The 24,706-nt window shown below is 49.6% G+C and carries 26 protein-coding genes and 1 pseudogene; 13 read left to right on the plus strand and 14 right to left on the minus strand.

Annotated elements, in window-relative coordinates; all coding sequences use genetic code 11:
- The first annotated feature begins 48 nt into the window (after window positions 1–48).
- The 3 genes from B5E82_RS01285 to B5E82_RS01295 are packed head-to-tail and all read left to right on the plus strand — an operon-like array spanning window position 49 to window position 1,960.
- Window positions 49–420 carry a GntR family transcriptional regulator gene (locus B5E82_RS01285; RefSeq protein ID WP_087305512.1) on the plus strand — a complete coding sequence of 124 codons (372 nt, stop codon included), beginning with the start codon at window positions 49–51 and terminating at the stop codon, window positions 418–420.
- Window positions 420–1,118 (plus strand): ABC transporter ATP-binding protein, encoded by a 699-nt coding sequence (locus tag B5E82_RS01290; protein ID WP_087305515.1) that lies wholly within the window; start codon window positions 420–422, stop codon window positions 1,116–1,118. The genes B5E82_RS01285 and B5E82_RS01290 overlap by 1 nt, the downstream gene beginning before the upstream one ends.
- Entirely contained in the window at window positions 1,112–1,960 is an 849-nt protein-coding gene (locus B5E82_RS01295) for a hypothetical protein (protein WP_087305517.1), read from the plus strand. The genes B5E82_RS01290 and B5E82_RS01295 overlap by 7 nt, the downstream gene beginning before the upstream one ends.
- 169 nt (window positions 1,961–2,129) lie before the next feature.
- On the opposite strand, the gene B5E82_RS01300 is transcribed toward B5E82_RS01295, so the two are convergent.
- Window positions 2,130–2,717, minus strand: coding sequence for a hypothetical protein (locus B5E82_RS01300; RefSeq protein WP_087305519.1), 588 nt, complete (start codon window positions 2,715–2,717; stop codon window positions 2,130–2,132).
- Between the two features lie 186 nt (window positions 2,718–2,903).
- Here B5E82_RS01300 and B5E82_RS01305 point away from each other — a divergent pair, with 186 nt between their 5' ends.
- Window positions 2,904–3,314 carry a bacteriohemerythrin gene (locus B5E82_RS01305; RefSeq protein WP_087305521.1) on the plus strand — a complete coding sequence of 137 codons (411 nt, stop codon included), beginning with the start codon at window positions 2,904–2,906 and terminating at the stop codon, window positions 3,312–3,314.
- Between the two features lie 160 nt (window positions 3,315–3,474).
- Here the strand turns inward: B5E82_RS01305 and B5E82_RS01310 are convergent, their stop codons facing one another.
- Entirely contained in the window at window positions 3,475–4,323 is an 849-nt protein-coding gene (locus tag B5E82_RS01310) for a GNAT family N-acetyltransferase (protein WP_087305522.1), read from the minus strand.
- 99 nt (window positions 4,324–4,422) lie between these two features.
- Here B5E82_RS01310 and B5E82_RS01315 point away from each other — a divergent pair, with 99 nt between their 5' ends.
- Complete coding sequence (locus B5E82_RS01315; protein ID WP_087305524.1) at window positions 4,423–4,941, plus strand: peptidylprolyl isomerase; 519 nt, start codon at window positions 4,423–4,425, stop codon at window positions 4,939–4,941.
- Window positions 4,942–4,981: 40 nt separating this feature from the next.
- Here the strand turns inward: B5E82_RS01315 and B5E82_RS01320 are convergent, their stop codons facing one another.
- From B5E82_RS01320 to B5E82_RS01330, 3 genes are all read right to left on the minus strand, one after another.
- Window positions 4,982–6,334 carry a replication-associated recombination protein A gene (locus tag B5E82_RS01320; RefSeq protein WP_087305526.1) on the minus strand — a complete coding sequence of 451 codons (1,353 nt, stop codon included), beginning with the start codon at window positions 6,332–6,334 and terminating at the stop codon, window positions 4,982–4,984.
- A gap of 15 nt (window positions 6,335–6,349) precedes the next feature.
- Window positions 6,350–7,147 (minus strand): polysaccharide deacetylase family protein, encoded by a 798-nt coding sequence (locus B5E82_RS01325; protein ID WP_242966215.1) that lies wholly within the window; start codon window positions 7,145–7,147, stop codon window positions 6,350–6,352.
- Between the two features lie 117 nt (window positions 7,148–7,264).
- The gene (locus B5E82_RS01330) at window positions 7,265–7,741 is read right to left on the minus strand and encodes a hypothetical protein (protein ID WP_087305528.1); all 477 of its coding nucleotides are present in this window, start codon (window positions 7,739–7,741) and stop codon (window positions 7,265–7,267) included.
- A 170-nt stretch (window positions 7,742–7,911) separates the two neighbouring features.
- Between B5E82_RS01330 and B5E82_RS01335 the strand changes: the two genes are divergently transcribed.
- Together B5E82_RS01335 and B5E82_RS01340 are read left to right on the plus strand one after the other, a co-directional pair.
- Window positions 7,912–8,085, plus strand: coding sequence for a DUF4250 domain-containing protein (locus B5E82_RS01335; RefSeq protein WP_087305530.1), 174 nt, complete (start codon window positions 7,912–7,914; stop codon window positions 8,083–8,085).
- Between the two features lie 88 nt (window positions 8,086–8,173).
- The gene (locus B5E82_RS01340; RefSeq protein WP_087305531.1) at window positions 8,174–8,368 is read left to right on the plus strand and encodes a DUF378 domain-containing protein; all 195 of its coding nucleotides are present in this window, start codon (window positions 8,174–8,176) and stop codon (window positions 8,366–8,368) included.
- A 25-nt stretch (window positions 8,369–8,393) separates the two neighbouring features.
- On the opposite strand, the gene nagB is transcribed toward B5E82_RS01340, so the two are convergent.
- The 4 genes from nagB to B5E82_RS01360 all read right to left on the minus strand — a co-directional run bounded on the left by nagB (window position 8,394) and on the right by B5E82_RS01360 (window position 12,294).
- Window positions 8,394–9,125 carry a glucosamine-6-phosphate deaminase gene (gene nagB, locus B5E82_RS01345; RefSeq protein WP_087305533.1) on the minus strand — a complete coding sequence of 244 codons (732 nt, stop codon included), beginning with the start codon at window positions 9,123–9,125 and terminating at the stop codon, window positions 8,394–8,396.
- A gap of 212 nt (window positions 9,126–9,337) precedes the next feature.
- Window positions 9,338–10,678: an amidohydrolase gene (locus tag B5E82_RS01350; RefSeq protein WP_087305534.1), complete on the minus strand. Its 1,341-nt coding sequence runs from the start codon at window positions 10,676–10,678 to the stop codon at window positions 9,338–9,340.
- A gap of 45 nt (window positions 10,679–10,723) precedes the next feature.
- Window positions 10,724–10,996 (minus strand): anion permease, encoded by a 273-nt coding sequence (locus tag B5E82_RS01355; RefSeq protein WP_140393058.1) that lies wholly within the window; start codon window positions 10,994–10,996, stop codon window positions 10,724–10,726.
- Between the two features lie 290 nt (window positions 10,997–11,286).
- Window positions 11,287–12,294: an SLC13 family permease gene (locus B5E82_RS01360; RefSeq protein ID WP_087305538.1), complete on the minus strand. Its 1,008-nt coding sequence runs from the start codon at window positions 12,292–12,294 to the stop codon at window positions 11,287–11,289.
- Between the two features lie 204 nt (window positions 12,295–12,498).
- On the opposite strand from B5E82_RS01360, the gene B5E82_RS01365 reads away from it, so the two are divergent.
- Window positions 12,499–13,422, plus strand: a complete 924-nt coding sequence (locus B5E82_RS01365; RefSeq protein ID WP_087305540.1) for a LysR family transcriptional regulator — start codon at window positions 12,499–12,501, stop codon at window positions 13,420–13,422.
- Between the two features lie 128 nt (window positions 13,423–13,550).
- Here B5E82_RS01365 and B5E82_RS01370 read toward each other — a convergent pair whose 3' ends face one another.
- Window positions 13,551–14,501 carry a LysR family transcriptional regulator gene (locus B5E82_RS01370; protein WP_242966216.1) on the minus strand — a complete coding sequence of 317 codons (951 nt, stop codon included), beginning with the start codon at window positions 14,499–14,501 and terminating at the stop codon, window positions 13,551–13,553.
- Window positions 14,502–14,673: 172 nt separating this feature from the next.
- Here B5E82_RS01370 and B5E82_RS01375 point away from each other — a divergent pair, with 172 nt between their 5' ends.
- Window positions 14,674–16,107: an aspartate ammonia-lyase gene (locus B5E82_RS01375; RefSeq protein ID WP_087305542.1), complete on the plus strand. Its 1,434-nt coding sequence runs from the start codon at window positions 14,674–14,676 to the stop codon at window positions 16,105–16,107.
- A 76-nt stretch (window positions 16,108–16,183) separates the two neighbouring features.
- On the opposite strand, the gene rpoZ is transcribed toward B5E82_RS01375, so the two are convergent.
- Genes rpoZ through B5E82_RS01390 form a run of 3 tightly spaced genes read right to left on the minus strand, consistent with a single transcriptional unit; the run spans window position 16,184 to window position 18,077 of the window.
- Window positions 16,184–16,549: a DNA-directed RNA polymerase subunit omega gene (rpoZ, locus tag B5E82_RS01380; protein ID WP_087305544.1), complete on the minus strand. Its 366-nt coding sequence runs from the start codon at window positions 16,547–16,549 to the stop codon at window positions 16,184–16,186.
- Between the two features lie 9 nt (window positions 16,550–16,558).
- Window positions 16,559–17,188: a guanylate kinase gene (gene gmk, locus B5E82_RS01385; protein WP_087305690.1), complete on the minus strand. Its 630-nt coding sequence runs from the start codon at window positions 17,186–17,188 to the stop codon at window positions 16,559–16,561.
- Window positions 17,189–17,198: 10 nt separating this feature from the next.
- Window positions 17,199–18,077, minus strand: coding sequence for a YicC/YloC family endoribonuclease (locus tag B5E82_RS01390; RefSeq protein WP_087305546.1), 879 nt, complete (start codon window positions 18,075–18,077; stop codon window positions 17,199–17,201).
- A gap of 293 nt (window positions 18,078–18,370) precedes the next feature.
- On the opposite strand from B5E82_RS01390, the gene B5E82_RS01395 reads away from it, so the two are divergent.
- From B5E82_RS01395 to B5E82_RS18935, 4 genes and pseudogenes are all read left to right on the plus strand, one after another.
- Complete coding sequence (locus B5E82_RS01395) at window positions 18,371–19,138, plus strand: glycoside hydrolase family 25 protein (protein WP_087305691.1); 768 nt, start codon at window positions 18,371–18,373, stop codon at window positions 19,136–19,138.
- 65 nt (window positions 19,139–19,203) lie between these two features.
- Entirely contained in the window at window positions 19,204–20,949 is a 1,746-nt protein-coding gene (locus B5E82_RS01400) for an Rqc2 family fibronectin-binding protein (RefSeq protein ID WP_087305549.1), read from the plus strand.
- Between the two features lie 165 nt (window positions 20,950–21,114).
- Window positions 21,115–22,464, plus strand: coding sequence for an SH3 domain-containing protein (locus tag B5E82_RS01405; RefSeq protein WP_162610672.1), 1,350 nt, complete (start codon window positions 21,115–21,117; stop codon window positions 22,462–22,464).
- Between the two features lie 144 nt (window positions 22,465–22,608).
- Window positions 22,609–22,824: pseudogene (locus B5E82_RS18935) on the plus strand (pentapeptide repeat-containing protein); the annotation flags it as partial.
- Here B5E82_RS18935 and B5E82_RS01415 read toward each other — a convergent pair.
- Window positions 22,742–24,604 (minus strand): heavy metal translocating P-type ATPase, encoded by a 1,863-nt coding sequence (locus B5E82_RS01415; protein WP_087305552.1) that lies wholly within the window; start codon window positions 24,602–24,604, stop codon window positions 22,742–22,744. The pseudogene B5E82_RS18935 and the gene B5E82_RS01415 sit on opposite strands and share 83 nt — an antisense overlap.
- Window positions 24,605–24,706: the final 102 nt, after the last annotated feature.

The raw sequence follows: 24,706 nt of genomic DNA on the forward strand, positions 1-24,706 counted from the left end.
ATACCTGGATGCCCAGATTCAGGGCAAATCAATGAAAGGAGTGGCGATATGGCATGGATACTTGATGATACCCGTCCCATCTATCTGCAGATCGAGGACCTCATCAAAACCAATATCATTGCCGGTGTCTATCAACCGGGACAGAAGCTTCCCTCTGTACGGGATCTGGCTGCAGAAGCGTCAGTCAATCCCAATACCATGCAGAAGGCTTTGACAGAGCTTGAGCGGAGCGGACTTGTCTATACCCAGCGCACCAGCGGCAGATTTATCACGGAGGATATATCGAAAATGACAGAATTAAAAGAACAACTTGCCAGAGAACAAATTCAGTTATTTTTGAAAAATATGGAACAACTCGGGCTGAGCCGGGATGATATCCGGCGTCTTCTGGAAAAGGAGTGGAGGGAGGAGGAATCTTAATGGAACAGCTTTTGAACTGTCAAAATCTGACCAAGCGTTATGGTTATAAGACGGCTCTTGACAACATTGACCTTTCGCTGGAACGGGGCCGCATTATCGGCCTGCTGGGGCCGAACGGCAGCGGCAAGACCACACTAATCAAACTGATCAACGGACTGCTTGCCCCAAGTTCCGGCTCTATCGCTATCAATGGCTTTGCGCCCGGACCGGAGACAAAAAAAATCGTCTCCTATCTTCCGGAACGCACTTATTTCAACAGCTGGATGAAAGTTACGGACATCCTGAACTTTTTCTGTGATTTTTATGAGGATTTTGACAGAAACCGGGCCGCGGACATGCTGCGGCGCCTGGGAATCGATGAAAATGAAAGACTGGGCGCCATGTCGAAGGGAACGAAGGAAAAGGTCCAGCTCATCATGGTCATGAGCCGGGATGCCCAGCTTTACTGCCTGGATGAACCCATCGGAGGCGTAGATCCGGCCGCGCGGGATTACATCTTGCAGACCATTATTACCAATTATAATGAACACGCGTCCGTGCTGATTTCCACGCATCTGATTGCGGATATCGAAAATGTGCTGGACGATGTAATCTTTATTCAGAATGGACATATCCGCCTTCACGCTTCCGTGGATGAAATCCGTGAGCAGGAGGGCAAGTCTGTGGACGCATTATTCCGGGAGGTATTCAGATGTTAGGAAAACTGATTAAGAATGAATTTAAAGCGGTAAACCGGCTGATGCTCCCCCTGCATCTTGGTCTTATTGTCATTACGATTATCGGACGGTTTTATATTCAGTTTACGGTGTTCAATGATCCCACGTGGTATCTGATCGCCCAGCAGAATGTCTGGTATAATATCATAAACGCCCTGCTGATCTTTTTCTATGTCATTGCTCTGATCGCAGCCGCGCTCATCACCTGGATTTACCTGAGCATTCTGAGGTTCCGCAAAAATCTGTTTACGGATGAAGGCTACCTGATGCACACGCTGCCCGTATCAGCCTCTGCCCATATCTGGAGCAAGCTGATTGTAAGCTTTATCTGGCAGACCATCGATGTGATTCTCGTGATCCTGTCTGTGTTTGCCCTGTTCGTCAATATGGATATTCTCCGGGCCCTTCCTCAGGGATTCGCGGAAATATTCCGCAGCTTTCCTGATGCCTTCGGCGTACCGGCCGGCGTGGGAATTCCGCTCTATCTTCTGCTTTTCACAATAAACAGCATCAGCGGAATCCTGATCGTCTATATGTGCATCGCAATCGGACACAGCTTCAATACACACAAGATCCTGGCTTCTGTCGGTGTATACGTTGGAATGATATTGGTAAACAATCTTATCTCCATGATTTTCTCCGCTGTCACCGGCATGATATCCTACGGCAGTTCTTCGGTCTTTATAGGAACGGCCAATAATGTGCCAAACGCCGCGAATTTCTGGCTCTCCTGGAGCTTTGCCATGCTGTTATGCCTTGTGACAGCTGCGGCGGGTTACCTTTTATCCAATTATTTTATGACCAAACGGCTGAATCTGGAGTAATACCAAACGGCCCCCAAAAATAAACCCTGAAAAGCTTTCAAACAAGCGCGAAACCGCAGAAAATCCCTGTCTCCCGGCCAGAGGCTTCACAGCCGCCAGGAGACAGGGATTTTTGTCCGCTGCGCCACGCAGCATTTTCTGATTCTTATCCTTCAGAGCACCCGTGAATTTATGGCTCTGAGCCGCCTGCTTTCAAAAGTTCCAGCGCAGCCGCGGACGCTTCCTCCGCGGTTTCCGCATATACATCGCAGCTTTCTTCCGTAAGCTGGCAGCCCCAGGCACAGATCTGAACTCCTACGCCTCTTGCGGCCGCCAGTACGCCTTCCAGCGCTTCCGGATGGTTTGCGTGAACCGCAATCACATCCGTGCCCTCCGCCACAAACTCATTGACCGCAAGCATCTGGTATTCAATAGGGTCCACGTCACAGCTCGCGAAGGTCCCGGTCTCCAGGTCGCCCGCCTGCTCTGCGTCCTCCGCGGACACATCAGGGGTATAGATCAGAAGCTCAACGCCTTCTTTCTGCGCCATCTCCTCAAAGCCGGCAGCTGCACTCTCATTCTCTCCGCTGTCCCGGCTGGTCAGAATCAGACCGATTACCGGCGTCTTCGTCTCAGCCATCAGCTCCGCCTTCATGGATTCCTGCGTATTCGAAGCCTCCGGCGCCCCTGCGCAGCCCGCCAGGCCCGCAGTCAGACAAAGTGTCAGACAGAACCCCGCAGAATACCGGAAGCATCTTCCTTTCTTTTTATCAAACATGACTTTTCTCCTTTTCAGATATCTTATCACATCCGCTGCCAGAGCGGCAAGCAGGAAACCGCCTTTACTAATTTTTCGCGCTTTGTTGCATTTGCAACAGATTATTCTGTCGTTTTTGCATATACTTAATGATAGTTTCTATCGCTATGCACAAAACCCTAAGGACAAAACAAGGAGGACCATCTTATGAGCGTAACATTTGATAAATCCCTGGAAACCGGAAATGAACTGATCGACCAGCAGCACAAAGAGCTGATTGACCGTGTCAACAAGCTGCTGGAAAGCTGCTACATGGGTACAGAGAAGCGGACTGCGATCCAGACTCTGAATTTCCTTCTGGACTATACAGAATTCCATTTTCAGGCAGAGGAGAAGCTTCAGGAAGAATCCGGTTATCCGGGCATCGAAGCCCATAAGGAACAGCATCAGACCTTTGTAAAAGCCGTGCGCGAGCTTCTGGACATGCTGGAAGAAGAGGAAGGCCCCACAGACGCCTTCGTGGAGGCTGTCAATAAGAATATTACCGATTGGCTCCTGAACCATATTCAGGTGCAGGATAAGGCTGTGGCCGCATACGTACAGAGCCACACTAAATAACTGGCCCAGCTTGTGAAACAGTCGTTCCTCTTTCAGACGGACGACTCCCGCCAAGCGCGGAAAACCGCTGTATCATCCAGCCCGGTGATGCAGCGGTCTTTTGTTTGCTTCCAATTGCCGGAAACTAACAGAAGCCTCCGCCCAAAAGGAGTGTTATCCCTCAGGACAGCTGCAGTACATAGCGGTAAAGTCCTTTCCCGCGGTATGTAAATTTCTTCATTCTGTGAAATCCCAGCTTCTCTATCAGGTGCAGGGAAATCAGATTCTCACTGTCAATATAGGCGCTTACCTGCGGAAATTCCAGTATTCGTCCGGCATAGTCCAGCGCTGCCCGGCTGGCCTCCTCCGCATACCCCTTACGGCGGTACTGCGCTCCGATCAGATATCCCATATCAATCTCGGAAAAGTCCAGATAGTCCGCAATGCCGAATCCTACCCGTCCAATCAGATTCCCGCTTTCCTTTTCTATGACTACCCACATGCCGAACTGATACAGACCATACATATAGGTGATATAGGCACGGATCTTTTCTTCTTCTTCCTGCCGGTCCAGGCCTGACGGCTGCAGAAACCCCGTAAATTCACTTTCCTGATAAAGAGCATTGATGTCGTCCAGGTCCGCAAGGGTCATCTCACGAATCAACAGCCGCTTCGTCTCCGCGATCTGCACCGGAAGCCCCAGAGCCCGTGTATACACATTCTGCAGAAACGGGGCGTCAACTTCCTCAAATCCCTCCAGCAGAATTCTGCAGCCTGAAAGCCTCTGCGTCTCCAGCTCCGGATTCAGGTAGCCCACGCAGAAAAATCCCTGAGAGAGCGCCGTCTCTTCCTCCCGATCCGTCTCAACAAGGCACAGAAGCTCCTCCGGCTTCGCATGAAGCCTTTCTGCCGCTTTCTGAAAATCTTCCGCTTCTCTCCCGCCGGCTTCTGTCCACGGAAAATGAGTTCTGTCCAGCTCCTCCTTCAGCACACGGGCGCCGGAAGCCGCTATTACAAGACCTTTCAGCATTTCGCAAAAACTCCTTTACGTCTTCATCCTTTTCCGTTAAGATATATGTGACAAATCCGCAGGCTGGAAACAGTATGCGCACTGAAAAGGAGAATGAATATGGCAAATCCAGTAGTTACTTTTGAGATGGAAAACGGCGATGTCATCAAGGCTGAGCTTTATCCTGACATCGCGCCCAACACTGTACGCAATTTCATCAGTCTTGTAAACAAAGGCTTTTACAATGGTCTTATTTTCCACCGGGTTATCGAGGGCTTCATGATCCAGGGCGGATGCCCGGACGGAAACGGTATGGGCGGCCCCGGCTATTCCATCAAGGGTGAGTTCGCCCAGAACGGCTTTGACAATGACTTAAAGCACACGCCCGGCGTCCTGTCCATGGCCCGCGCCATGCATCCGGACTCCGCAGGTTCCCAGTTCTTCATCATGCACAAGACCTCTCCCCATCTGGACGGCGCTTACGCCGCTTTCGGAAAGGTCATCGAGGGACTTGACGTGGTAGACAAGATTGCGCAGACGCCCACTGACTACCGGGATCGTCCCATGACTCCCCAGGTCATGAAAGCTGTCACGGTGGAAACCTTCGGAACCGATTATCCGGAACCCGAGACAGTCTGAGTATTTCTGTCCGATACTTCAGCCCGGCTGCCGGGTCTGATCATTCCGTCCGAGTATCCGATCCGGGCATTTCCGGAAGATCCCCTTTTATCTTCCGGAAATGCTCCCGGATCTGATGCTCATATCCGTTATCTGAAGGTTCATAAAACCGTTCTCCCAAAAGCTCCGTGGGCAGATACTGCTGCTCCACATAATGATTCGGGTAATCGTGGGCGTATTTATACCCGATGCCGTGCCCAAGCTTTCCGGCTCCGCCATAATGGGCATCCTGAAGATGAGGCGGCACGCTGGTTCTCCGTTCCCGGACGGACCGCATGGCCTTATCAATGGCCATGACAGCAGAGTTGCTCTTGGGCGCGCAGGCCACATAGGAGGCCGCCTGAGCCAGAATGATCTGAGCCTCCGGAAAGCCCACCCGCTCCACCGCCTGGGCCGCCGATACGGCCACGGTCAGAGCCATCGGGTCCGCATTTCCCACATCCTCAGACGCGCAGATCATAATTCTTCTGGCGATGAACCGCTCATCCTCCCCTGCATAGATCATTTTCGCAAGGTAATATACCGCCGCGTCCGGGTCAGAGCCTCTCATACTTTTGATAAAGGCCGAAATTGTATCATAATGGTTATCCCCTGTCTTGTCGTAGCGCACCGTCCGCTTCTGTATACATTCTGAAATCACATCCAGGGTCAGATGTATCTTCCCATCTCCGCCTTTTTCCGTAGTCAGCACACCCAGTTCCACAGCATTCAGGGCCGCTCTTGCGTCTCCGCCCACGATATCCGCCAGAAAATCTGCCGCTTCCTCTGTTATCTCTGCCTGGTATGCGCCCATGCCCCTCTCCTTGTCGGTAACTGCACGGTGAATCAGCTCCAGGATATCTTCCTTATCCAGAGGCTTCAGTTCAAAGATGACAGACCGGGATAAAAGCGCCCCGTTTACCTCAAAATAGGGATTTTCTGTGGTGGCGCCAATCAAAATCAATGTGCCGTCCTCCACGAAGGGAAGCAGATAATCCTGCTGCCCCTTATTAAAACGGTGAATCTCGTCCACAAACAGGATCGTCTTGCGCCCGTACATTCCCAGATTATCTTTTGCCCTGGATACCACGGCCTCCATATCCTTTTTTCCGGCCACTGTAGCATTAAGCTGGGTAAAATCCGCCTTTGTGGTATTTGCGATGACGCGGGCTATCGTTGTCTTACCTGTGCCAGGCGGTCCATAGAAAATCAGAGAGCTCAGCTTGTCCGCCTGAATCGCCCGGTAAAGCAGCTTGTCCTTTCCCAGAATATCTTTTTGTCCCACGATCTCATCCAGCGTCCTCGGACGCAGACGGGAAGCCAGCGGAGCCTCCTGCTTCAGCTGGTTTTCCCGCATATAATCAAATAAATCCATGTCTTTCTCCTTGTGTCATTCCAGAATCAGCTCATCAGCCGTCACAAACTCATACCCCTCTGCCTGAAGCAGATCCACGATCCGCAGGGCAGCTTTCACCGTACTGTCGTAGGAATCATGCATCAGGATAATGTCGTTTTCTTCGGCCTCCGATACCACCTGATCCACCAGGCGATCCGCGTTCCTGGTACTCCAGTCCAGCGTATCTACAGACCAGAAAATGGGAATCATCATGACCTCGCACTCCAGCTCCTTATCCCAGTTGCCGAAAGGCGGCCTGACATACTCTACCGGCTGACCGGTAATTTCTGTGATTTTTCTGCTGGTATTCTGAATCTCCGCACAGGCTTCCTCCTGAGACAGTGTGGTAATGTCCACATGATACCAGGTATGGTTGCCGATTAGATGGCCTTCTTCCGCAATGCGTCTGACCACCTCTTCATTTCCTTCGATATTACAGCCCAAAAGAAAAAAAGTAGCCTTCACGCCCCGTTCAGCCAGTCCGTCCAGAAGCTGATCTGTATAATAGGGATGGGGACCGTCATCAAAGGTCAGCGCAATCTTTTTCTTCTCCTGGAGCTGCTGCGGCTGGCTTTCCGCCTCCGTCCGGATCTGTGGCAGGCTTTCCGCCTCCGTCTCTGTCAAAGTCTCTGCCAGAACTGCCGTCTGAGCCCCTGACAAAGCCGCCGCCCTTTCCTGCTCCATCTTCCATTCCCGGACTCCGGCCGCCGCCAGTACCATGCCTGCTCCCAAAGCCCCAGCCAGCAGGCCTCTCTTCCATGCCGGAGCTCCCTGCCTTCCTGCATTTTCCAATAGCTACCCCGGACTCCAGCCGAATCCTTCCAGGCAGTCCGGCCGGAGACGCCTTTTTTATCCAATATATGCAAACAAAGCAGGCTTATGAGCCCGCTCTGTCTCTGATTCCAGACCTTATTTTTCGTCCTGCTCTCCGGACCCTGCATCTTCTGTATCCGGTTCTTCCTTTTCCTCCGGCACGGTTCCCTCAAATTCGGCCCGGTACTTCCGCTTTATCTGAACCGTCAGAAAGTAAATCAAAAACGGAATCAGAATATCATTGCCTGATTCAGAACCCAGCCCCGCAATCCAGTATATGAGCGCTCCCGCTCCAATCACATCCATCAGCATCATTTTCAGAAAGCCGGCACGGCGCTCCCGGGCCAGATCCTGAAACAGCCCCAGCCGGAAGGGCTCCACAATATCCGTCAGGACGATATAAACTACCACAAACCCACCCAGCATAATTCCGAACAGCAGCATGCTGATCGACTCTGTAATCAGCCCGTAAGCCGCGTATCCAATGATAAGTACTGTCATTACAGCCAGTACAATAAAGGTCAGCTTCTGAACCTCTTTCTGCCGTTCCTTCGAATTGCTGTTATTTTCCATTTTCTTTCTCCTTTGCTGTCGCTTTCAGCTGGCAGACTATTTTTCTCACAGCTGCTAAACTCAGTGTAACAGAAAAAATTACTGCTTGCAAGTTCTGACACAATGTCTTATGATACAAAACGAAACAGAACTGCCGCAGGCATGATAAAATACATCTCAGGAGGAAAACCATGATACCCAAAGATCCTTTTATGCTTGTAAGCTGGCTGAATACGCAGCTCCGTGATTTCTATCCGTCTCTTGACGAGCTGTGCCAGGCCCTGAATCTTGACCGCCAGTCCATCGAAAACTCTCTGGCGTCCATCGATTTCCGATACGATCCCGACACGAACAGCTTCGTATAATTTTTCTTCGTTCTGTACAGTCTATTACTGATAATACAAACAGGAACCGCTGTCAAGCGGTCCCTGCAGAAAGGAGAATCCCTTTATTATGAAGTTCTTAGACTGCACAGCCCTCACCATCGCCATCATCGGCGCCCTGAACTGGGGGCTGATCGGAATCTTCCGTTTTGATCTGGTAAACTTTCTCTTCGGAAACATGAGTATGCTTTCCAGGATCGTCTACACTCTTGTGGGCTTAAGCGGCCTCTATCTGTTCCGCTTCTTTGCCCGCTCCGGAGACTAGACGCAACAGGCCACTTCCGGCACTGTTATTCAGGGATCTTGGAAAGAGCAGCCTCATCGCCGATGATGGTCACATCCGGATGGAACTGGATAATGGATGCCGGAACCTCCGGCTTCACCTCGCCGCAGAAGGCTGCAGCCGCAATATCCGCCTTATCCTCTCCGCTGACAATCATCAGAAGCTTTCTTGCGTGCATAATCGTACCGATTCCCATGGTATAAGCCTGTCTCGGCACCTCATCCGCGGAGGCGAAGAAACGCTTGTTGGCCTCAATGGTCATCTCTGTCAGGTCCACACAGTGCGTATACTTGTCAAAGAAGCTGTTCGGCTCATTGAAGCCGATATGGCCGTCATGACCGATTCCCAGAAGCTGAATATCGATTCCCCCAAGGGAGCGGATCAGCTCCTCATATCTTTTGCTTTCCTTCTCCGGGTCCGGCTCCATGCCGTTGGGTACGTGGGTATGAGCGGGATCAATGTTGATTCTGCTGAACAGATTTTTATTCATGAAGTAGTAATAGCTCTGATCATTCTCATGATCCAGTCCCCGGTACTCATCCAGATTTACTGTAGAAACTCTGGAGAAGTCCAGTACGCCCTCTTTGCACCACTGCGCCAAGCAGTCATAGGTTCCAATCGGTGTGGAGCCTGTGGCCAGTCCCAGCACGCAGTCCGGCTTTACCGTCACCTGAGCCGCAAGAACCGCAGCCGCCTTTCTGCTCATGTCCTCATAATCTTTTGCTCTGATAATCCTCATCATGGTTCCCTCCTGAAATAGAAAGCGTGCCGAAACCGGTCACGCCAAGCGCCGCATTCCTGTCTGAAACGCGGTCTCTCCCTTTTTGTTATATGTATCTTAACAAAGTCACAGGACGGGTGTCAATGGGCTTACCGAATTGTGCAACTTATTTGTTCTTTTGCCATTAAAAAATGTTATCCTTAAACAAAAATATGTTTGTTTATAGTTACTCATCGCTTTTCAGGCAATAACGACTGATAACTATCTTTTCCAAGAGCGTTTTCGAACTCTGTTCGAACTCTATGAAGAATATCCGGATCTTCGAAAATCTCCGCCGCACTGGCTGCCAGGATTTCTGCTGCGGCATGCATCCCTTTATAGGCTACCGTAGCTTTTCCCTGCGCTACCGCAATCCAGTTATGCAGCTGGGTATCTCTTGAAAAGCAACACACCTGCATGGCACAGGTAGGCACACACCAGCTCACATCCCCTACATCCGTTGAAAAAGGAATCCTGCCACGGACAGACTGCAGTTCTGAACAAATCGGTGTTTCTTTTTTGTCACGGTCATCCGATTTCAAAAATTTTCTGGCATACGCAAGTTCTTCGGAAGTATAGCTGATTGGCAGAAACTCTTTTGCATGTTTTTCCATAATCTCGGAAAGTGTATCATTTGATATATAATTGGCATATGCACTTACGATCTGGTACTCCATCGTTGTACCGGTCATCAATGCAGCCCCTTCCGCTACATGAATAACACGTTCTATAATCTCGCTGACCTCCGTTATTTTCGGCGCCCGTACCGCATATACAACTTCTGCTTCGGCCTGAACTACATTTGGAGCCTGTCCTCCGGTATTGGTAACAGCATAATGGATACGTGCAGCATCAATAATATGTTCCCGCAGATAATTCGCCCCTACATTCATCAGTTCTACCGCATCCAGTGCGCTGCGCCCCAGATGCGGTGCAACTCCTGCATGAGCACTAATCCCGTGAAAATTAAATTTTACTCTTGCATTTGCAAGATTAGAGTTCCATATGTAGCTTTCCGGTCCCGGATGCCAGCTAAGGCAGACATCCACATCATTCCAGCAGCCACTTCGCAGCATAAATACTTTTCCACCGCCACCTTCTTCCGCCGGACATCCATAATACCGAATTGTTCCCGGAATAGCATTCTTTTCCAGATAGTCTCTGATCATGCATGCCGCTTCCATGGCACCTGTTCCCAAAAGATGATGACCGCAGCCGTGACCATTTCCCAGCGGCTCAATCGGACTCTTTTCTGTTACATCACACTGCTGGCTTAATTGCGGAAGCGCATCGAACTCGCCCAGCAGCCCTATGACGGGTCCCCCGTTTCCCCATTCTGCCACAAAAGCCGTCTCAATCCCGGCTACAGAATCCCTAACCCGGAACCCTGCTACAGAAAGAAATTCTTTCTGCAGCTTTGCTGAATGATATTCCTTATAACAGATTTCCGGACAGTCCCAAATATCCGCAGCAATTTCTTCAAATTGAACACGATGTGCGTCTATCCATTGTTCAAAAAAAAGTGTATCCATATAACCCAAACCTCCTGGTATTTTTCTCCCATTCTTAAATTTTCATCAACCGGTTACTGGATAGACGGTCATGACCCACAGGACTGCCACTGCACAGATAATCAACGACGGCAGCCATCCTGCTTTCAGCAGATCCTTCTGACTGTAATTTCCTGCCCCCATCATCAACGGCACGGCAGGCGTAGCCATCGGGGTCATAAATGCAGTCAGAGAACCTGCAAGCACCAGGATCATCGGTCCACGGGGATCATATCCCATGGAAAGGCAAGAAAGAATAGCAATCGGGTTAAAAATATTGACAACTCCCCAATTGTTCATAAACTGTGTCAGAATATAGCGTCGGTGTACCAAGGGACAATACGGTCAAAAATGGCTGAATTTGCGCCCCTGCTGCGTTACTTTCACTCCGCGTACGCCATGTACGCGTCGTTCAAGTGCCTTGCAGGGACACAAATCAGCTCATTTTTGACTCTGCGACCTCAGCCCTCGGAAATTCGCCTGTTTTCAAGGCAGACGATGGCGGCGTACTGAACGTACGCTAACTGAGGATAACGCAGAAAACAGGCGAATTTACAGGGCTGAGGCGTATTGCCCCTTGTACACCGACGCTACGGTATTGCAAAGAATACCAGTCCAACCAGATAACCGTTTGGCTGTCCGCCCAGCATGGAAGAGATTGTGTTTCCAATCATTTCGCCTGCACCGGTTTCTGCCAGTGCATTTCCGATTCCCAACGAACCTACATACAAAAATACGACACCCCAATTCACAGAAGATACTGCTTCCCTTGCTCCAAGTACCCCTGTCATTACAACCAGAAGTGCGCCCGCCATACAGACTACCCAACTCTCCAACCCCGGAATATAAGGCTGTACCAGTAATCCTATAACCGTTCCTATAAAAATAAGATATCCCAATGCTTCTCGAACTGGATCCAAAGGAGTTTTTTCTTTCCGTTTATTTTCCTGAAACTCGGAATCCTTCGAAAAGGCTACGTCCGGCACACGTTTTGGTATAATAAAAATCGCACATAAAATAACGGCAATTGTAATCGGTATACGACCTAACGCATAACTGAACATTCCAAATGTATGCTCTGTATCTCCATATGTCTGCAATAACGTATTGTTAGCAAGATACTGAGACGCCTCAAACCCTATGGGAAGGGTTCCTACACTTCCAATTGCCACGAGACCTACAGACATCATTGCTTTGGATGAATTGACTTCCATTTTTCTGCAGTAGTCCAGCACCAACGGATAACAAATGCTGAAGACCAGAACTGAGCTTCCTAACAGCTGTGCAATTGCAAAAGTAACAAGAACATAACCTGCAAGCCCTTTGGTAAAAGAACCGCCTGAAATTTTGTAAACCAAATTGGAAAGTTTATGTACTGCCTGAGTCCGGGTCAATCCTGCACCTACAATAAACATACATGCCATAATAATCGTGCTGGAATTTGCAAATCCGGACAATGCCGTTTCTCCAGATAAACAGCCCGTTACCATCATCAGCAGCATGCCGAGCAATGCTGTAGTAGCCATGGTAAACTTTCCAGCCATATAGCCGATAATGATTAACACAAAAATAATCATACAAATTGTCAATTGGTTCATAAGTTCTTCCCTCCTTTGTTGCCTCTGGGTTATCAAAATCGTATGCCTGTTGTAATTATCAAAGACAAAAAAGAAAATCAAACAACCGTGCACGTTTTGCTTGGATCTTTGAGCGTATTATAAACCTTGACAAAAATAATCAAAAATATATAATTAGCATTAGATTTTTTATTGTTTTTATATAATATTTTGGGGAGACACTATATGAAATTAGAGCAAATCGAACAATTTAATGAGCTGGCTAAAACGGGAAATATTAATCGTGCGGCCAAAAATCTGTACATGTCACAGCCAAATCTAAGCCGCTCTATCAAACATCTGGAAGAGGAAATAGGTGTCAAATTATTTATTCGGACAGTTTCCGGAGTCCAGCTCACCTCCTATGGCAGAGAATTTTGGGAATATACCCGTTCCGTGCAGTGCGAGCTTGATGCTCTTGATAAATATTGCGATTCCTGTAGATTACAGAAACGGCTGTCTTTTTTTCTTGTCGCACCCAGACTCAAATGGATCGAAGAAGCCTTTTTACAATATACTTTAAAATACGAAAAGGCTCCTATCCATTTTTCTTTATACAGTCTGGAAGATCTTTCCACTCAGCTCGAGCTGTTGCAGACAAACCAGGCCGATCTCTGCATTACTGTAATATTGCAGAACAGCAAGAAAAAACTGTTACAACGAGTTAAAACCTATGGCCTCGAATATAACACGCTTATCACGGGGCAAACCCATATTGCAGTAGGCCCTAAAAATCCCTTATACTATAGCGAAGCCAAAAACGTGACACCTGAACGTCTTGCAGATTTCCCATTGGGAATCTATGGCGGACCTCACAAAAGCTATTATCAGAGCTGTGCAGAAGCATTAGGATTGGATACATCCGCTTCCAATATCATCCGGATCAACAGTGTTGAATTAATGTATCGTCTGATCGCGGAATCTTCCATGATTACTTATGAAACCTCTACTCCTGATTTCTATCACAGAACTCCTTTTTATAAAGATATTAAGCTGCTGCCATTAGCTGGAAAGCACGCAATGTTTGAAATTGGCTGGCTGAAACAGCGGACAGGGCTCTCACAGATTGCGGCAGAATTCATAGATGAGCTCACCGAAATTATTTCATAAACATCCTATGTCAGTATGGCATAAGGAGCCTATACATATTTTAAATAACCCACAATCAAAAAAGCAAACTAAAAGACAGACACTCAGTATACGATTATAACTACTGAACATCTGTCTTTTTTGTAATTCTATTTTTCTTTACCAACTGTTTTCAGGAATTCTTCCATGGCGCGTGTTTTATAGCGCCCCGCTTTCCAGTAAAAACTAATTTTCCTGCTGCTTTTCTTTCCGGGCAGCCTGAAGTATACCACATCCGGCTGTTCGGATACTGCACAGATCAACGTATCACTGATGAAAGCTGCACCAAGTCCGGAACATGCTACATGATATGAGGTTAACTGCTGATCCAGTTCCAGCACTATTTGAGGTTCTATCTGATTTTCCTGAAGAATCTCCATGGAACGCTTTCGCGTGTCATTTTCCAGTTTCAGCATAATAAACGGCTTGTTTTTAAAATACTGCAGCGGCACCGGAAGAATCTCATTCCTTTCAGCTGTCCCCTGTATCACTGTTTCCCTGGAAACCGCATATCGGGCTATGAGCTCTGGAGAACACATCTTTTTCGGTGCTGCAAGAAAAAGCGTCTCCTCTCTGTAGATCTGTCTTTCAAGCACTGAAGGGACTGGCTGACAATTATCCATCACAATATCAATCCGTCCTTTTTGCAGTAAATCCAGTAACGTCAGGGTACTCTCTTCTACCAGTTCCACTCTGATTCCGGGATACTGTCCAGAAAATTTACCAATCAGCCCAGGCAATACCCAGGATGCAAACAGGCTGCTTCCTCCTAAAATAAGACTTCCTGTCTTTAAAATTCCCCAGTCATTCACATAATTTACAAACTCTCTTTCCGTTTCCATCATCTGTTCTACCGCATGAATATATGTTTCTCCACATTCTGTCAGAGTCAACGGCTTCGTGCTTCTGTCAAACAGAGGATATCCTATCCTGTCTTCTATCCGCTTTATATTTGCACTCAGGGAAGGCTGGGAAATACAAAGCTGTTTCGCTGCCTTTGAAACACTCCCTTCCTGATAAACTGCGTATACATATCCCATTCCCTGAAACATTTCCATCATTTTTTATCTCCTCCCTGCAGCACCGATGCGTCAGGGAATAGACGCAATCCCCCTTTGCGCATCGCAATAATATAATTTTTAAGTTATAAAAAATATAAAAATATATATATTTGATTATATCATAAGACAACGCTATAATAAATCCATCAAAAAACAACGGGAGGCAGTCAAAATGAATACTTTGACAGACTACAGAACAGAAACGGATTCCATCGGGGAAAAACATATCCCTAAAAATGTGTACTACGGTGTCCAGTCTTTACGCGCCGCAGAAAACTTCCACATTACAGGATTAAATATGCATCCCGAAATTATCAGCAGCCTTGCCTGCATTAAAAAAGCTGCTGCAATTACCAACTGCGAAATCAATCTTCTTGACAAAAAACGAGCCGACGCAATCGTCAAAGCCTGCAATGAAATTCTGGAAGGAAAACATTTTGAAGATTTTATCGTAGATCCGATTCAGGGCGGTGCGGGAACATCTCTGAATATGAATGCAAACGAAGTTATTGCCAACCGAGCTATAGAGATTCTGGGCGGAAAAAAGGGAGACTATTCCATCGTTCACCCCAATGATCATGTAAACTGCAGCCAGTCCACTAATGATGTAATCCCCACTGCCGGAAAAATGACCTCACTGAAGCTTTTGCTGAAGCTGAAATCAGAACTTTTAAGACTACACAGCGCACTTTCCTCCAAAGCTGAGGAATTTAATCATGTTATCAAAATGGGCAGAACGCAGATGCAGGACGCCGTTCCCATCCGCCTTGGACAGGAATTCGGGGCCTATGCAGCAGCGATCATGCGGGATATACACCGCATGGATACTGCCATGAATGAAATGCGCTCCCTGAATATGGGCGGTACAGCTATCGGAACAGGCATCAACGCGGATGAAGCTTATTTAAGCCGCATTGTTCCCAATATTTCCGAGGTGTCCAGCATGGAATTTATCCAGGCCTTTGATCTTATTGATGCCACCCAGAATCTGGACCCCTTCGTGGCTGTATCCGGTACTGTAAAGGCATGCGCTGTCACGCTTTCCAAGATTGCAAATGACCTGCGGCTCATGTCTTCCGGTCCGAGAGCCGGTTTTTTCGAAATCAACCTTCCCGCCAAGCAAAACGGTTCTTCCATCATGCCCGGAAAGGTCAATCCGGTAATTCCCGAGGTTGTAAATCAGGTAGCCTTCAATGTGATCGGAAATGATCTGACCATAACTATGGCCGCCGAAGCCGGCCAACTGGAGCTAAATGCTTTTGAGCCAATTATTTTCTACTGTATCTTCCAATCAATTGACACATTGACCTATGCTGTCCGTACCTTTATAGATAACTGCATTACAGGTATCACTGCCAACGAAGATCGATGCCGCTCCATGGTGGAAAACAGTATCGGCATTATCACAGCTATCAGTCCTCACGTGGGATACCAGAAAGCCGCTGATATCGCCAAAAAATCCCTTCGTACCGGTACGCCCGTCCGCTCTTTGATTCTTGCTGAAAAAATACTGACAACTGAAGAGCTGGATGAAATACTTGATCCGATACATATGACAGAGCCCGGCATTTCCGGTAAGGAGCTCCTGAAGAAAAATAATTCCTAAATACCAAAGGAGCTGTCTTCCGACAGCTCCCGCTTTCTGATATGCAAACCAGATTTTCCCGTTCTTCCCGGCAGTTTTACTCCTCGCCGTCCGCAGCGGCTCCCTCCTCCGCAGCCTCTTCTGCCTTCTCTTCTTCCGCAGCCCTGGCCGCTTCCGCTCTCTCTGCCGCCTCTTCTGCCGCTTTTGCCTCCAGAGCTTCCTGGGCCGCAGCTTCTTCCTCGGAAAGGATCTTAATCTTTCCGTTCTCCAGTTCCTGAATGGCAATAGACAGCGGTTTCTTTCCATTGGCCTCTACCAGAGGCGTCTCTCCCGCAATGATCTGACGGGCGCGTTTTGCCGTAGCCAGCACGATGGAATACCGGCTGTTTACGACAGGAGTTTCGCCCTCCTCAACCTCGCTGTTTACCACTTTCATCAAATCTGTGTATGAGGGATGTAACATATTCTCACCTTATCCTTTCTGAAATTCTTTCAATTCTGTTCTGATCTCATTGATGAGTTCCAGACTCCGTGACACACGGCTGTGCTCTCCCTGAATGAGACGGTGTACCTGCTCCACACAGGTATTCAAATCATCATTGATAATAAAATAATCGTAGCTTTCAATTCCTTCTGCTTCTTCAACAGCCCGGGACAGCCGGTTTTCAATCACGTCCATGCTCTCCGTACCCCGTCCCACAAGCCGCTTTTCCAGTGTCCGGGCATCCGGCGGAGAGATAAACAGAAGCAGGGTATCAGGAAACCGCTTTCTTATCTGCAGGGCTCCCTGGATTTCGATTTCCAGAATTACGTCCTTGCCGAGTGCCAGCTGCTCCTCCACATAGGCCCGGGGGGTTCCATAATAATTTTCCACATAGCAGGCATACTCAATCAGCGCGTCAGAGGCTATCATTTCCTCAAATTCTTCCCGGGTTTTGAAGAAATATTCCCGACCGTCCTGCTCTCCCTCTCTGGGATTCCGTGTGGTCGCGGAAACAGAAAGGGCATAATTATCATACCGGCTGAGAAGCTCCTTCATGATCGTCCCTTTTCCGGAACCGGAAAAGCCGGACACCACCACCAGAATTCCTTTTTTCTCCATCTTCTTCCCCTTATTCAATATTCTGAATCTGCTCCCGGACCTTTTCGATTCCGGTCTTCAATTCAATGGCATGATTGGATACTTCCAGATCATTTGCCTTTGACAGGATCGTATTTGCCTCCCGGTTCATCTCCTGGGCAATAAAATCAAGCTTGCGGCCCACGCTGTCCTCTTTCTCCAGCGTCTCCTTGGTATGCTTGATATGGCTTTTCAGGCGCACGATCTCTTCGTCCACGCAGATCTTATCAGCGTAAATCGTAACCTCCGCGGCAATCCGGCTCTCTTCCATCTGCGTGTCCGCCAGAAGCTCTTTTACTTTCTCTGTAAGCTTTTCCCGGTACTCTGCCACAATCTGCGGGGAACGCTCCTCCACATAAGCCACATGCTCCAGCAGTTCATCCAGCTTTATCAGCAGGTCCCGCTTCAGATTCTCTCCCTCTCTGATACGGGTCTCCACAAACTGCTCACAGGCTCCTTTCACAGCCTTCTCCAGCAGCTTCCAGAGCTCTTCCTCGTCCTCCTGGACCTCTTCCATAACAAGGACTTCCGGATATCTGGAAAGCGCGCTTACCTTCACATCCTGTTCCAGATGAAACTCTTCCGCCATCTGATTCAGATATTTCAGATACTCCGCTGCCAGCGCCTGATTATACCGCAGAGTCGTGTTCGCCTCGGACAAATCCTCATAGGTGATAAATACGTCCACCTTGCCCCTCTGTATATACGTCTTCAGAAGGCTGCGGATGGCTGATTCAAAAAAGTTCAGCTTCTTCGGCATCTTGATCGCCACATCCAGATACCTGTGATTGACGGATTTCATCTCCACCGTCATCTTCCGGTCGCCTTCGGAAATCTCGCAGCGGCCGAATCCTGTCATGCTCTTCACCATAGTGGTATTCTCTTTTCTATCTTACTTGTGCTGTACTGTTATCAGGTCGCAGTAAAGCCGGCCGGCGTCATTTTCTTATGACACAGACCTGCTTTGTATCAGTCTCTGCACAGATCATTTGGATTATATTGTAGTTGAAATTGGAAAAGGTGTCAAGGTTTTCGTCCTTACCCGAAGATTTTTTTCCGTTTTACTCCTTCTTCCGTGTCAGGAAAGCTCCAATGGCATTTACAGTTGAAATTGCAGGACGCCTCAAGTATACTGTAAGAGATAAACTGGAAGGAACCAGAAAAATGGCAAATATATATTTCAGAAGGAAACGGCGGCTTCTGTATTCACTTCTGGCAGCCGTTCTCCTAAGCGCTTTCGTCCTGGCCTTTCTTGTCTGGAACGGATATCTTCTTTTAAACAACCCTTCCCGGGAACGCTATCCGGTGCGGGGCGTGGATGTTTCAAAATATCAGGGCGAGATTGACTGGCCGGTTCTCGCGGAGCAGGAAATCTCTTTTGCCTTTATCAAGGCTACGGAAGGCAGCTCCCATGTGGACGCCCGCTTTGCTTACAATTATGAGGAAGCCCGGAAAACCGGACTGCGGGTAGGCGCCTACCATTTTTTCAGCTTTGACTCCGGCGGGGATACCCAGGCAGAAAATTTTATCCGGAATGTGGAGGCTTTTGAAGGAATGCTTCCCCCGGTCATTGATCTGGAATTCTATGGTGACAAAGCAGAAAATCCTCCCGGGCGGGAAGAAGTGCGTGGACAGCTGGATATACTGCTGGCACGGCTGGAAGACCATTACGGTCTCAGCCCTGTCCTCTATGCCACCAAAGCTTCCTATGAGCTTTACCTTGCCGGAGACTATAAAGAATATGATATCTGGATCCGTGATGTGGTCACTCACCCCTCTTTGTCTGACGGGCGCGAATGGACCTTCTGGCAGTACACCAACCGGGAACGTCTGGACGGATATCAGGGAGAAGAACGCTTTATTGATATGAACGTATTTCATGGAACGGAAGAAGAGTTTCTGCATTATGCAAAAACCGGCACAGCGGTCTGAGCGGGAAAGCTTTGCCCTGAGGCCCGCGTAAAATCTGATACAACATAAAGGAGTAATGAATCATCATGGCATTTGACGGGATCACAATCGCATGTCTGAGGAAGGAGCTTTCCGACCGGCTTGTGGGCGGACGCATCACCAAAATCGTCCAGCCGGAAGCGGATGAGCTCCTGCTGACCATAAAAAACAACGCAGCCCAGTACCGGCTGCTGCTCTCGGCCTCGGCCAGCCTGCCTCTTGTCTATCTGACGGAAAAGAACAAGAACGCGCCGATGACGGCGCCGGGTTTCTGTATGCTGCTTCGCAAACATCTGGGCGGAGGACGCATCACTGCAGTCACACAGCCCTCTCTGGAACGTATTCTTCGTTTTGAGATCGAGCACCTGGATGAAATGGGTGATCTCTGCCGCAAGTATCTTATCGCGGAACTCATGGGAAAGCACAGCAATCTAATCTTCTGCCGGGAAGACGGCACCATTCTGGACAGCATCAAGCACGTGTCGCTGGCTGTCAGCTCTGTACGGGAGGTTCTCCCTGGACGGACTTATTTTATTCCCCATACGCAGGATAAACTCGATCCTCTCACGGCCTCCCCGGCGGAAATGATCGAGGCGGTCTGCGCGAAGCCCGCGCCGCTGGGTAAAGCGATTTACACCTCCCTGACCGGCTTTTCCCCTGCCATGGCCGAGGAACTCTGTCATCGTTCCTTCCTGGAATCCGCCCGTCCGGCGGCGGCTCTGGAAGACAGGGAGCGGGATATGCTGCAGCACCAGCTTCTGCGGCTTATGGAAAGCATAAAGGGAGAAGATTTTACGCCCAAGATTTATTATAATGGGAAGGAACCTGCCGAGTTCTCCGCCGTGCCTCTGACCATGTATGAGGATCTGGATGCTCAGAGTTTTGAAGATATGTCCGGGCTTCTGGAATCCTATTACGCCGTTAAAAATACTCTGACCCGGATTCATCAGAAGTCAGCGGATCTGCGCCGCGTCGTACAGACTGCTCTGGAGCGCACCAGAAAGAAATACGATCTGCAGCTAAAGCAGCTTCAGGACACGGAAAAGCGGGAAAAATACAAGGTCTGGGGAGAACTGATCCACACCTATGGCTACGGAGTGCCGGAGGGTGCCCGCTCCATGCAGGCCCTCAATTATTATACTAATGAAGAGATTACCATTCCTCTCGACAGTACCTTGACTGCCCAGGAGAATGCCAAGCGGTATTTTGACAAATACGGCAAGCTGAAACGGACCTTTGAGGCTGTGACAAAGCTTCTGGAGGAAACCAGAAACGAGATAGAACATCTGGAATCCATCCAGACCGCCCTCGATATGGCTCTGACGGAGGAAGACCTGGCGCCTGTCCGGGAAGAGCTTGTAGAATATGGCTATATCCGCCGGAAAAGCGGCCGGAACAGCGGGAAAAAGCCAAAGCTCTCCTCCCGTCCCTACCATTATCTGTCCAGTGACGGCTTTGATATTTACGTAGGAAAAAATAATTTTCAGAACGATGAATTGACCTTCCAGTTCGCCTCCGGCAACGACTGGTGGTTCCACGCCAAAGGTGTGCCCGGTTCCCATGTCATCTTAAAAAGCGAAGGCCGGGAGCTCCCTGACAGGGCTTTCGAAGAGGCAGGCCGCCTGGCAGCCTATTACTCCAAAAACCGGGGCGGCGATAAAGTGGAAATCGATTATGTGGAGAAAAAGCATGTCAAAAAACCGGGCGGCGGCAAACCTGGCTTTGTGGTCTACTATACTAATTATTCTCTGGTTATCGATTCGGACATCTCCGCTCTGCGCCAGGTGGAATAGTACGCCTGTAACGGATTTTTATCGAAATTTTTATAATTTTCTTAATACTCTGCCGGATTTCTTGCTTTTTCCATGCCCGGCGATTATACTGGTTACAGAACTCACAGTGCTGCGCTGTACAGAGCGCAGCCTGAATATACAAAAGCTTCAAGGGGGAATCTTATAATGACGATACTGAAAACCCGAAAAAAGGAACGGCTTCTGCTCCTGCTTCTGGCAGTCTTTTCACTCTGCCTGATCCTGATGGGACCTGCTCTGCGCTCCAGCGCGGCCCGTCCCACCGGAACCGTGAAAAACCGGATTCTGAATGTCCGCTCCTCCGCATCTACCAATTCATCCATCGTCTGCAAACTGACGCAGGGAACCAAGGTCACTATCATCAGTGATACCACCGGAGATGATGGTCTGAAATGGTATGATGTATATTTCGCATACAATGGCGAAGCCCGGGAAGGCTTCGTCCGGGCTGACCTGCTCAATGTATCCGGCACTGTATCCGGAGGCTCTTCCGGAAGCAGCTCGGGAGGCTCTTCTTCTGCCTCCGGCACCCGATATGTAAAGCCAAGCGTGGCAATTGTTCGTTCTTACGCGTCCACCAACGCTGACATCCGCACCCGGCTGAACAGAGGGAGCACTGTAAACATTCTGTCCTCCAAGACAGGAGCGGATGACGGACGTACCTGGTACAAGGTTTCCTTTACCCAGAACGGAAACACAGTGGAAGGCTATATCCGCGGCGATCTGCTGGTAGAGACCAATCCTGGGGGAAGCTCCTCCGGCACTACTGATGTATCCGGAACCAGATACGTAAACGGCGATGTGGTCCGCGTCAGAACCTGGGCGTCTACCAACGGAGATATCCGATCCCGTCTGACCCGAGGCACTACTGTAACTCTGATTTCTTCCAAGACCGGCGATGACGGCCAGCTTTGGTACAAGGTTTCCTATTCTGACGGAGGCTATCAGCTGAGCGGCTACATCCGCGGCGATCTGCTCTCCGAGAGCAGCTCCGGCAGTTCATCAGGAAGCTCCTCCGGCGGCACGGCTTCCAATACGCCAGCCTCCATCCGCCCTGCTGTGGCTAATATCCGCACCTGGGCTTCCACGAACGGCGACATCCGCTCCAAGCTTTCCCAGGGAACCGGTGTCACCATCATCGGCGAGCAGACAGGAAGCGATGACGGAAGAAAATGGTATAAGATTTCTTACAATTCGGGCGGCGTATCCATGACCGGCTATATCCGCGGCGATCTGCTGAACATCGGAAGCACAGGGAACACTTCTTCCGGCAGCTCTTCTTCGGGAAGTTCTTCCGGCGGCAGTTCCTCCGCAGTAGCCCAGGTGCGCACCTACGCCTCTCCCTACGCAGATATCCGCGCTACATTGGAAAATGGCACGAAGGTAGCGATTATCAAAAAAGTAACCGGGGAAGACGGCCAGGAATGGACCAAGATTTCTTTCACGCAGAACGGCAGCCAGCTGGAAGGCTATGTTCCTTCTTCTCTGCTGAAATAAGTTCCGGGAGCGGCGGTTCATCTGTCGTATCTCATCATATGGGAATAAAATGGCGGCTTTGTTATGCCGCCATTTTTCATACTCTTTTTTCTTTCCTGATCCCGTCCTGCTGCTCCCGGCCTAAGCAGAACCGGCACAGATGTATATAACACCGATGTATCTGGTGCAGAGCCGTCTGGCGCGGCTCTATCCGGTACCTGCCTGTCCGGCACCTATCTGTCCGGCGCATGTCTGTCCGGCGCATGTCTGTCCAGCGCAATTCTACCCTGCATGGGCGCTAAAATTTTCTGTCATACAAAAGAGCCGCAAAGAGTACCGCAAAACAGGAGCCTGCGTTATGGACCAGAGCTCCAGTGGTAGGATTCAGCATCCCCAGAACCGAAAGGATGATCGCCGCAAAATTGATTGTCATAGACATGCCGATACTGGCTTTGATTGTCTTCACCGTGGCATCTGACAGCCGTTTCAGGTAGGGGATTCGGGAAAGGTCATCGCCCATCAGAGCAATATCCGCGGCGTCCACCGCGATATCGCTCCCCATGCTTCCCATTGCCGCGCTGACATCTGCCGTCTTCAGGGCAGGCGCGTCATTGACTCCGTCTCCGATCATGCAGACGTGATGCTCCCTTTGAAGCTCCCTGATACTTTTTACCTTTTCTTCCGGCAGAAGCTCCGCACGGGCCTCCGTAATACCAGCCTGTTCCGCAAAATAAGCGGCTGTCTTCCTGTTATCCCCTGTAAGCAGTACAGTACGGACCCGCATGTCATGCAGCTGCCGGATCATTTCTTCTGCTTCCGGACGCAGCACATCACACAAAGCTATGATTCCGATACATCTTCCTTCTTCCGCCACAAGCAGGGACGCCTTTCCCTGGACGCGCAGCCGCTCCAGGAAATTCCGGGTTTCCCTGTCTGCTGCCACGCCCTGTTCTTCCAGAAACCTTTCACTGCCGCACAGCACTTTTTTCCCGGACAGCTCCGCATAGACGCCTCTTCCCGCCATCATACGGAAGACCTCCGGCTCTGTGAGAATCATCTCCCGCTCTTCCGCAAAGGAGATTATAGCCTTTGCCAGAGGATGCTCGCTCTTCAGTTCGGCAGAAGCCGCCAGCTCAAGAAGCTTCTCCTCACTGATGGAGCTGCCAAGGGGCAGAATATCGCTGACCGCCAGCCTTCCGCAGGTCAGTGTTCCGGTCTTATCAAAAGCGATCACATCCACCTTCCCCATGTTTTCCAGGGCTTCTCCTGATTTGATAATCACACCATGTTTTGCCGCCTGGCCGATGGCTGCCATAATGGCGGTAGGCGTGGCAAGTACCAGGGCACAGGGGCAGAACACCACAAGAACCGTAACCGCTGTCACTATATTTCCTGCTGCAATATAAGCTCCCAGGGCAATCAGGAGAGCTGCAGGTACCAGCCAGCTGGCGCATCGGTCCGCAATCCGCTGCATAGGCGCCTGTCTGTTTTCCGCCTCCTGCACCAGGCGGATCATCTGCCGGAGAGAGCTGTCCTCCCCTTCCCTGACAACCTCCAGATCAATCGCGCCAAAACAGTTGAGCGTGCCGCAGAAGACCTCATCTCCCACACCTTTGTCCACAGGAAGTGATTCCCCTGTCATAACAGACTGATCCACGGAGGTCTCTCCGCTGGCGACTCTTCCGTCAGCCGGAATCGTCTCTCCGGGAAGAACCCGCAGAATATCGCCTGGACGGATTTCCTCCGCCCGTATCATCTCTTCCCTGCCGTCCCGGATTCTTCTTCCCTGAACCGGCGCCAGGCTGATGAGCTGTCTCAGCCCTTTTCTGGCCCGTTTTGTGGTCATATCCTCCAGAATCGCGCCTACAGCCATAATAAAAGCTACTTCTCCCGCCGCGAACAGATCGCCGATGGCAAGAGCCGCGAACATGGCAATTGTAATCAGAAGCGCAGAGGAAATCTTACGGATTCCCGGATTGTAAATGATTCTCCACACAGCCAGATACAGCAGCGGCAGTCCGCTTATAACCACAGACACCCAGGCCGGATCAACCGGCAGGTCCAGGTTCATCCAGAGCGCGCAGAGGCTCAAGGCCAGGCACACACCGCTGACTGCTGTCATGGGCCCTCCGGCCAGTAAATCGTTGATTTTCTTTAACATTAAACCTCCCCCTTCCAGTACCGGTCAGCGTCTTGACGCCTTCTCCAATTTACCGTACAATAAATTTGTTAGCAAACACTTTGTTCACTTTTATTTTAAAAT

Source organism: Lachnoclostridium sp. An138, from assembly GCF_002160765.1.
Lineage (GTDB): Bacteria > Bacillota > Clostridia > Lachnospirales > Lachnospiraceae > Laedolimicola > Laedolimicola faecalis.

Excerpts from the sequence above, each read along its gene's own strand:
- B5E82_RS01285 (WP_087305512.1), top strand. The coding sequence starts at position 49 with ATGGCATGGATACTTGATGATACCCGTCCCATCTATCTGCAGATCGAG.
- B5E82_RS01290 (WP_087305515.1), top strand. The coding sequence starts at position 420 with ATGGAACAGCTTTTGAACTGTCAAAATCTGACCAAGCGTTATGGTTAT.
- B5E82_RS01295 (WP_087305517.1), top strand. The coding sequence starts at position 1,112 with ATGTTAGGAAAACTGATTAAGAATGAATTTAAAGCGGTAAACCGGCTG.
- B5E82_RS01300 (WP_087305519.1), bottom strand. The coding sequence starts at position 2,717 with ATGTTTGATAAAAAGAAAGGAAGATGCTTCCGGTATTCTGCGGGGTTC.
- B5E82_RS01305 (WP_087305521.1), top strand. The coding sequence starts at position 2,904 with ATGAGCGTAACATTTGATAAATCCCTGGAAACCGGAAATGAACTGATC.
- B5E82_RS01310 (WP_087305522.1), bottom strand. The coding sequence starts at position 4,323 with ATGCTGAAAGGTCTTGTAATAGCGGCTTCCGGCGCCCGTGTGCTGAAG.
- B5E82_RS01315 (WP_087305524.1), top strand. The coding sequence starts at position 4,423 with ATGGCAAATCCAGTAGTTACTTTTGAGATGGAAAACGGCGATGTCATC.
- B5E82_RS01320 (WP_087305526.1), bottom strand. The coding sequence starts at position 6,334 with ATGGATTTATTTGATTATATGCGGGAAAACCAGCTGAAGCAGGAGGCT.
- B5E82_RS01330 (WP_087305528.1), bottom strand. The coding sequence starts at position 7,741 with ATGGAAAATAACAGCAATTCGAAGGAACGGCAGAAAGAGGTTCAGAAG.
- B5E82_RS01335 (WP_087305530.1), top strand. The coding sequence starts at position 7,912 with ATGATACCCAAAGATCCTTTTATGCTTGTAAGCTGGCTGAATACGCAG.
- B5E82_RS01340 (WP_087305531.1), top strand. The coding sequence starts at position 8,174 with ATGAAGTTCTTAGACTGCACAGCCCTCACCATCGCCATCATCGGCGCC.
- nagB (WP_087305533.1), bottom strand. The coding sequence starts at position 9,125 with ATGAGGATTATCAGAGCAAAAGATTATGAGGACATGAGCAGAAAGGCG.
- B5E82_RS01350 (WP_087305534.1), bottom strand. The coding sequence starts at position 10,678 with ATGGATACACTTTTTTTTGAACAATGGATAGACGCACATCGTGTTCAA.
- B5E82_RS01355 (WP_140393058.1), bottom strand. The coding sequence starts at position 10,996 with ATGAACAATTGGGGAGTTGTCAATATTTTTAACCCGATTGCTATTCTT.
- B5E82_RS01360 (WP_087305538.1), bottom strand. The coding sequence starts at position 12,294 with ATGAACCAATTGACAATTTGTATGATTATTTTTGTGTTAATCATTATC.
- B5E82_RS01365 (WP_087305540.1), top strand. The coding sequence starts at position 12,499 with ATGAAATTAGAGCAAATCGAACAATTTAATGAGCTGGCTAAAACGGGA.
- B5E82_RS01370 (WP_242966216.1), bottom strand. The coding sequence starts at position 14,501 with ATGATGGAAATGTTTCAGGGAATGGGATATGTATACGCAGTTTATCAG.
- B5E82_RS01375 (WP_087305542.1), top strand. The coding sequence starts at position 14,674 with ATGAATACTTTGACAGACTACAGAACAGAAACGGATTCCATCGGGGAA.
- rpoZ (WP_087305544.1), bottom strand. The coding sequence starts at position 16,549 with ATGTTACATCCCTCATACACAGATTTGATGAAAGTGGTAAACAGCGAG.
- gmk (WP_087305690.1), bottom strand. The coding sequence starts at position 17,188 with ATGGAGAAAAAAGGAATTCTGGTGGTGGTGTCCGGCTTTTCCGGTTCC.
- B5E82_RS01390 (WP_087305546.1), bottom strand. The coding sequence starts at position 18,077 with ATGGTGAAGAGCATGACAGGATTCGGCCGCTGCGAGATTTCCGAAGGC.
- B5E82_RS01395 (WP_087305691.1), top strand. The coding sequence starts at position 18,371 with ATGGCAAATATATATTTCAGAAGGAAACGGCGGCTTCTGTATTCACTT.
- B5E82_RS01400 (WP_087305549.1), top strand. The coding sequence starts at position 19,204 with ATGGCATTTGACGGGATCACAATCGCATGTCTGAGGAAGGAGCTTTCC.
- B5E82_RS01405 (WP_162610672.1), top strand. The coding sequence starts at position 21,115 with ATGACGATACTGAAAACCCGAAAAAAGGAACGGCTTCTGCTCCTGCTT.
- B5E82_RS01415 (WP_087305552.1), bottom strand. The coding sequence starts at position 24,604 with ATGTTAAAGAAAATCAACGATTTACTGGCCGGAGGGCCCATGACAGCA.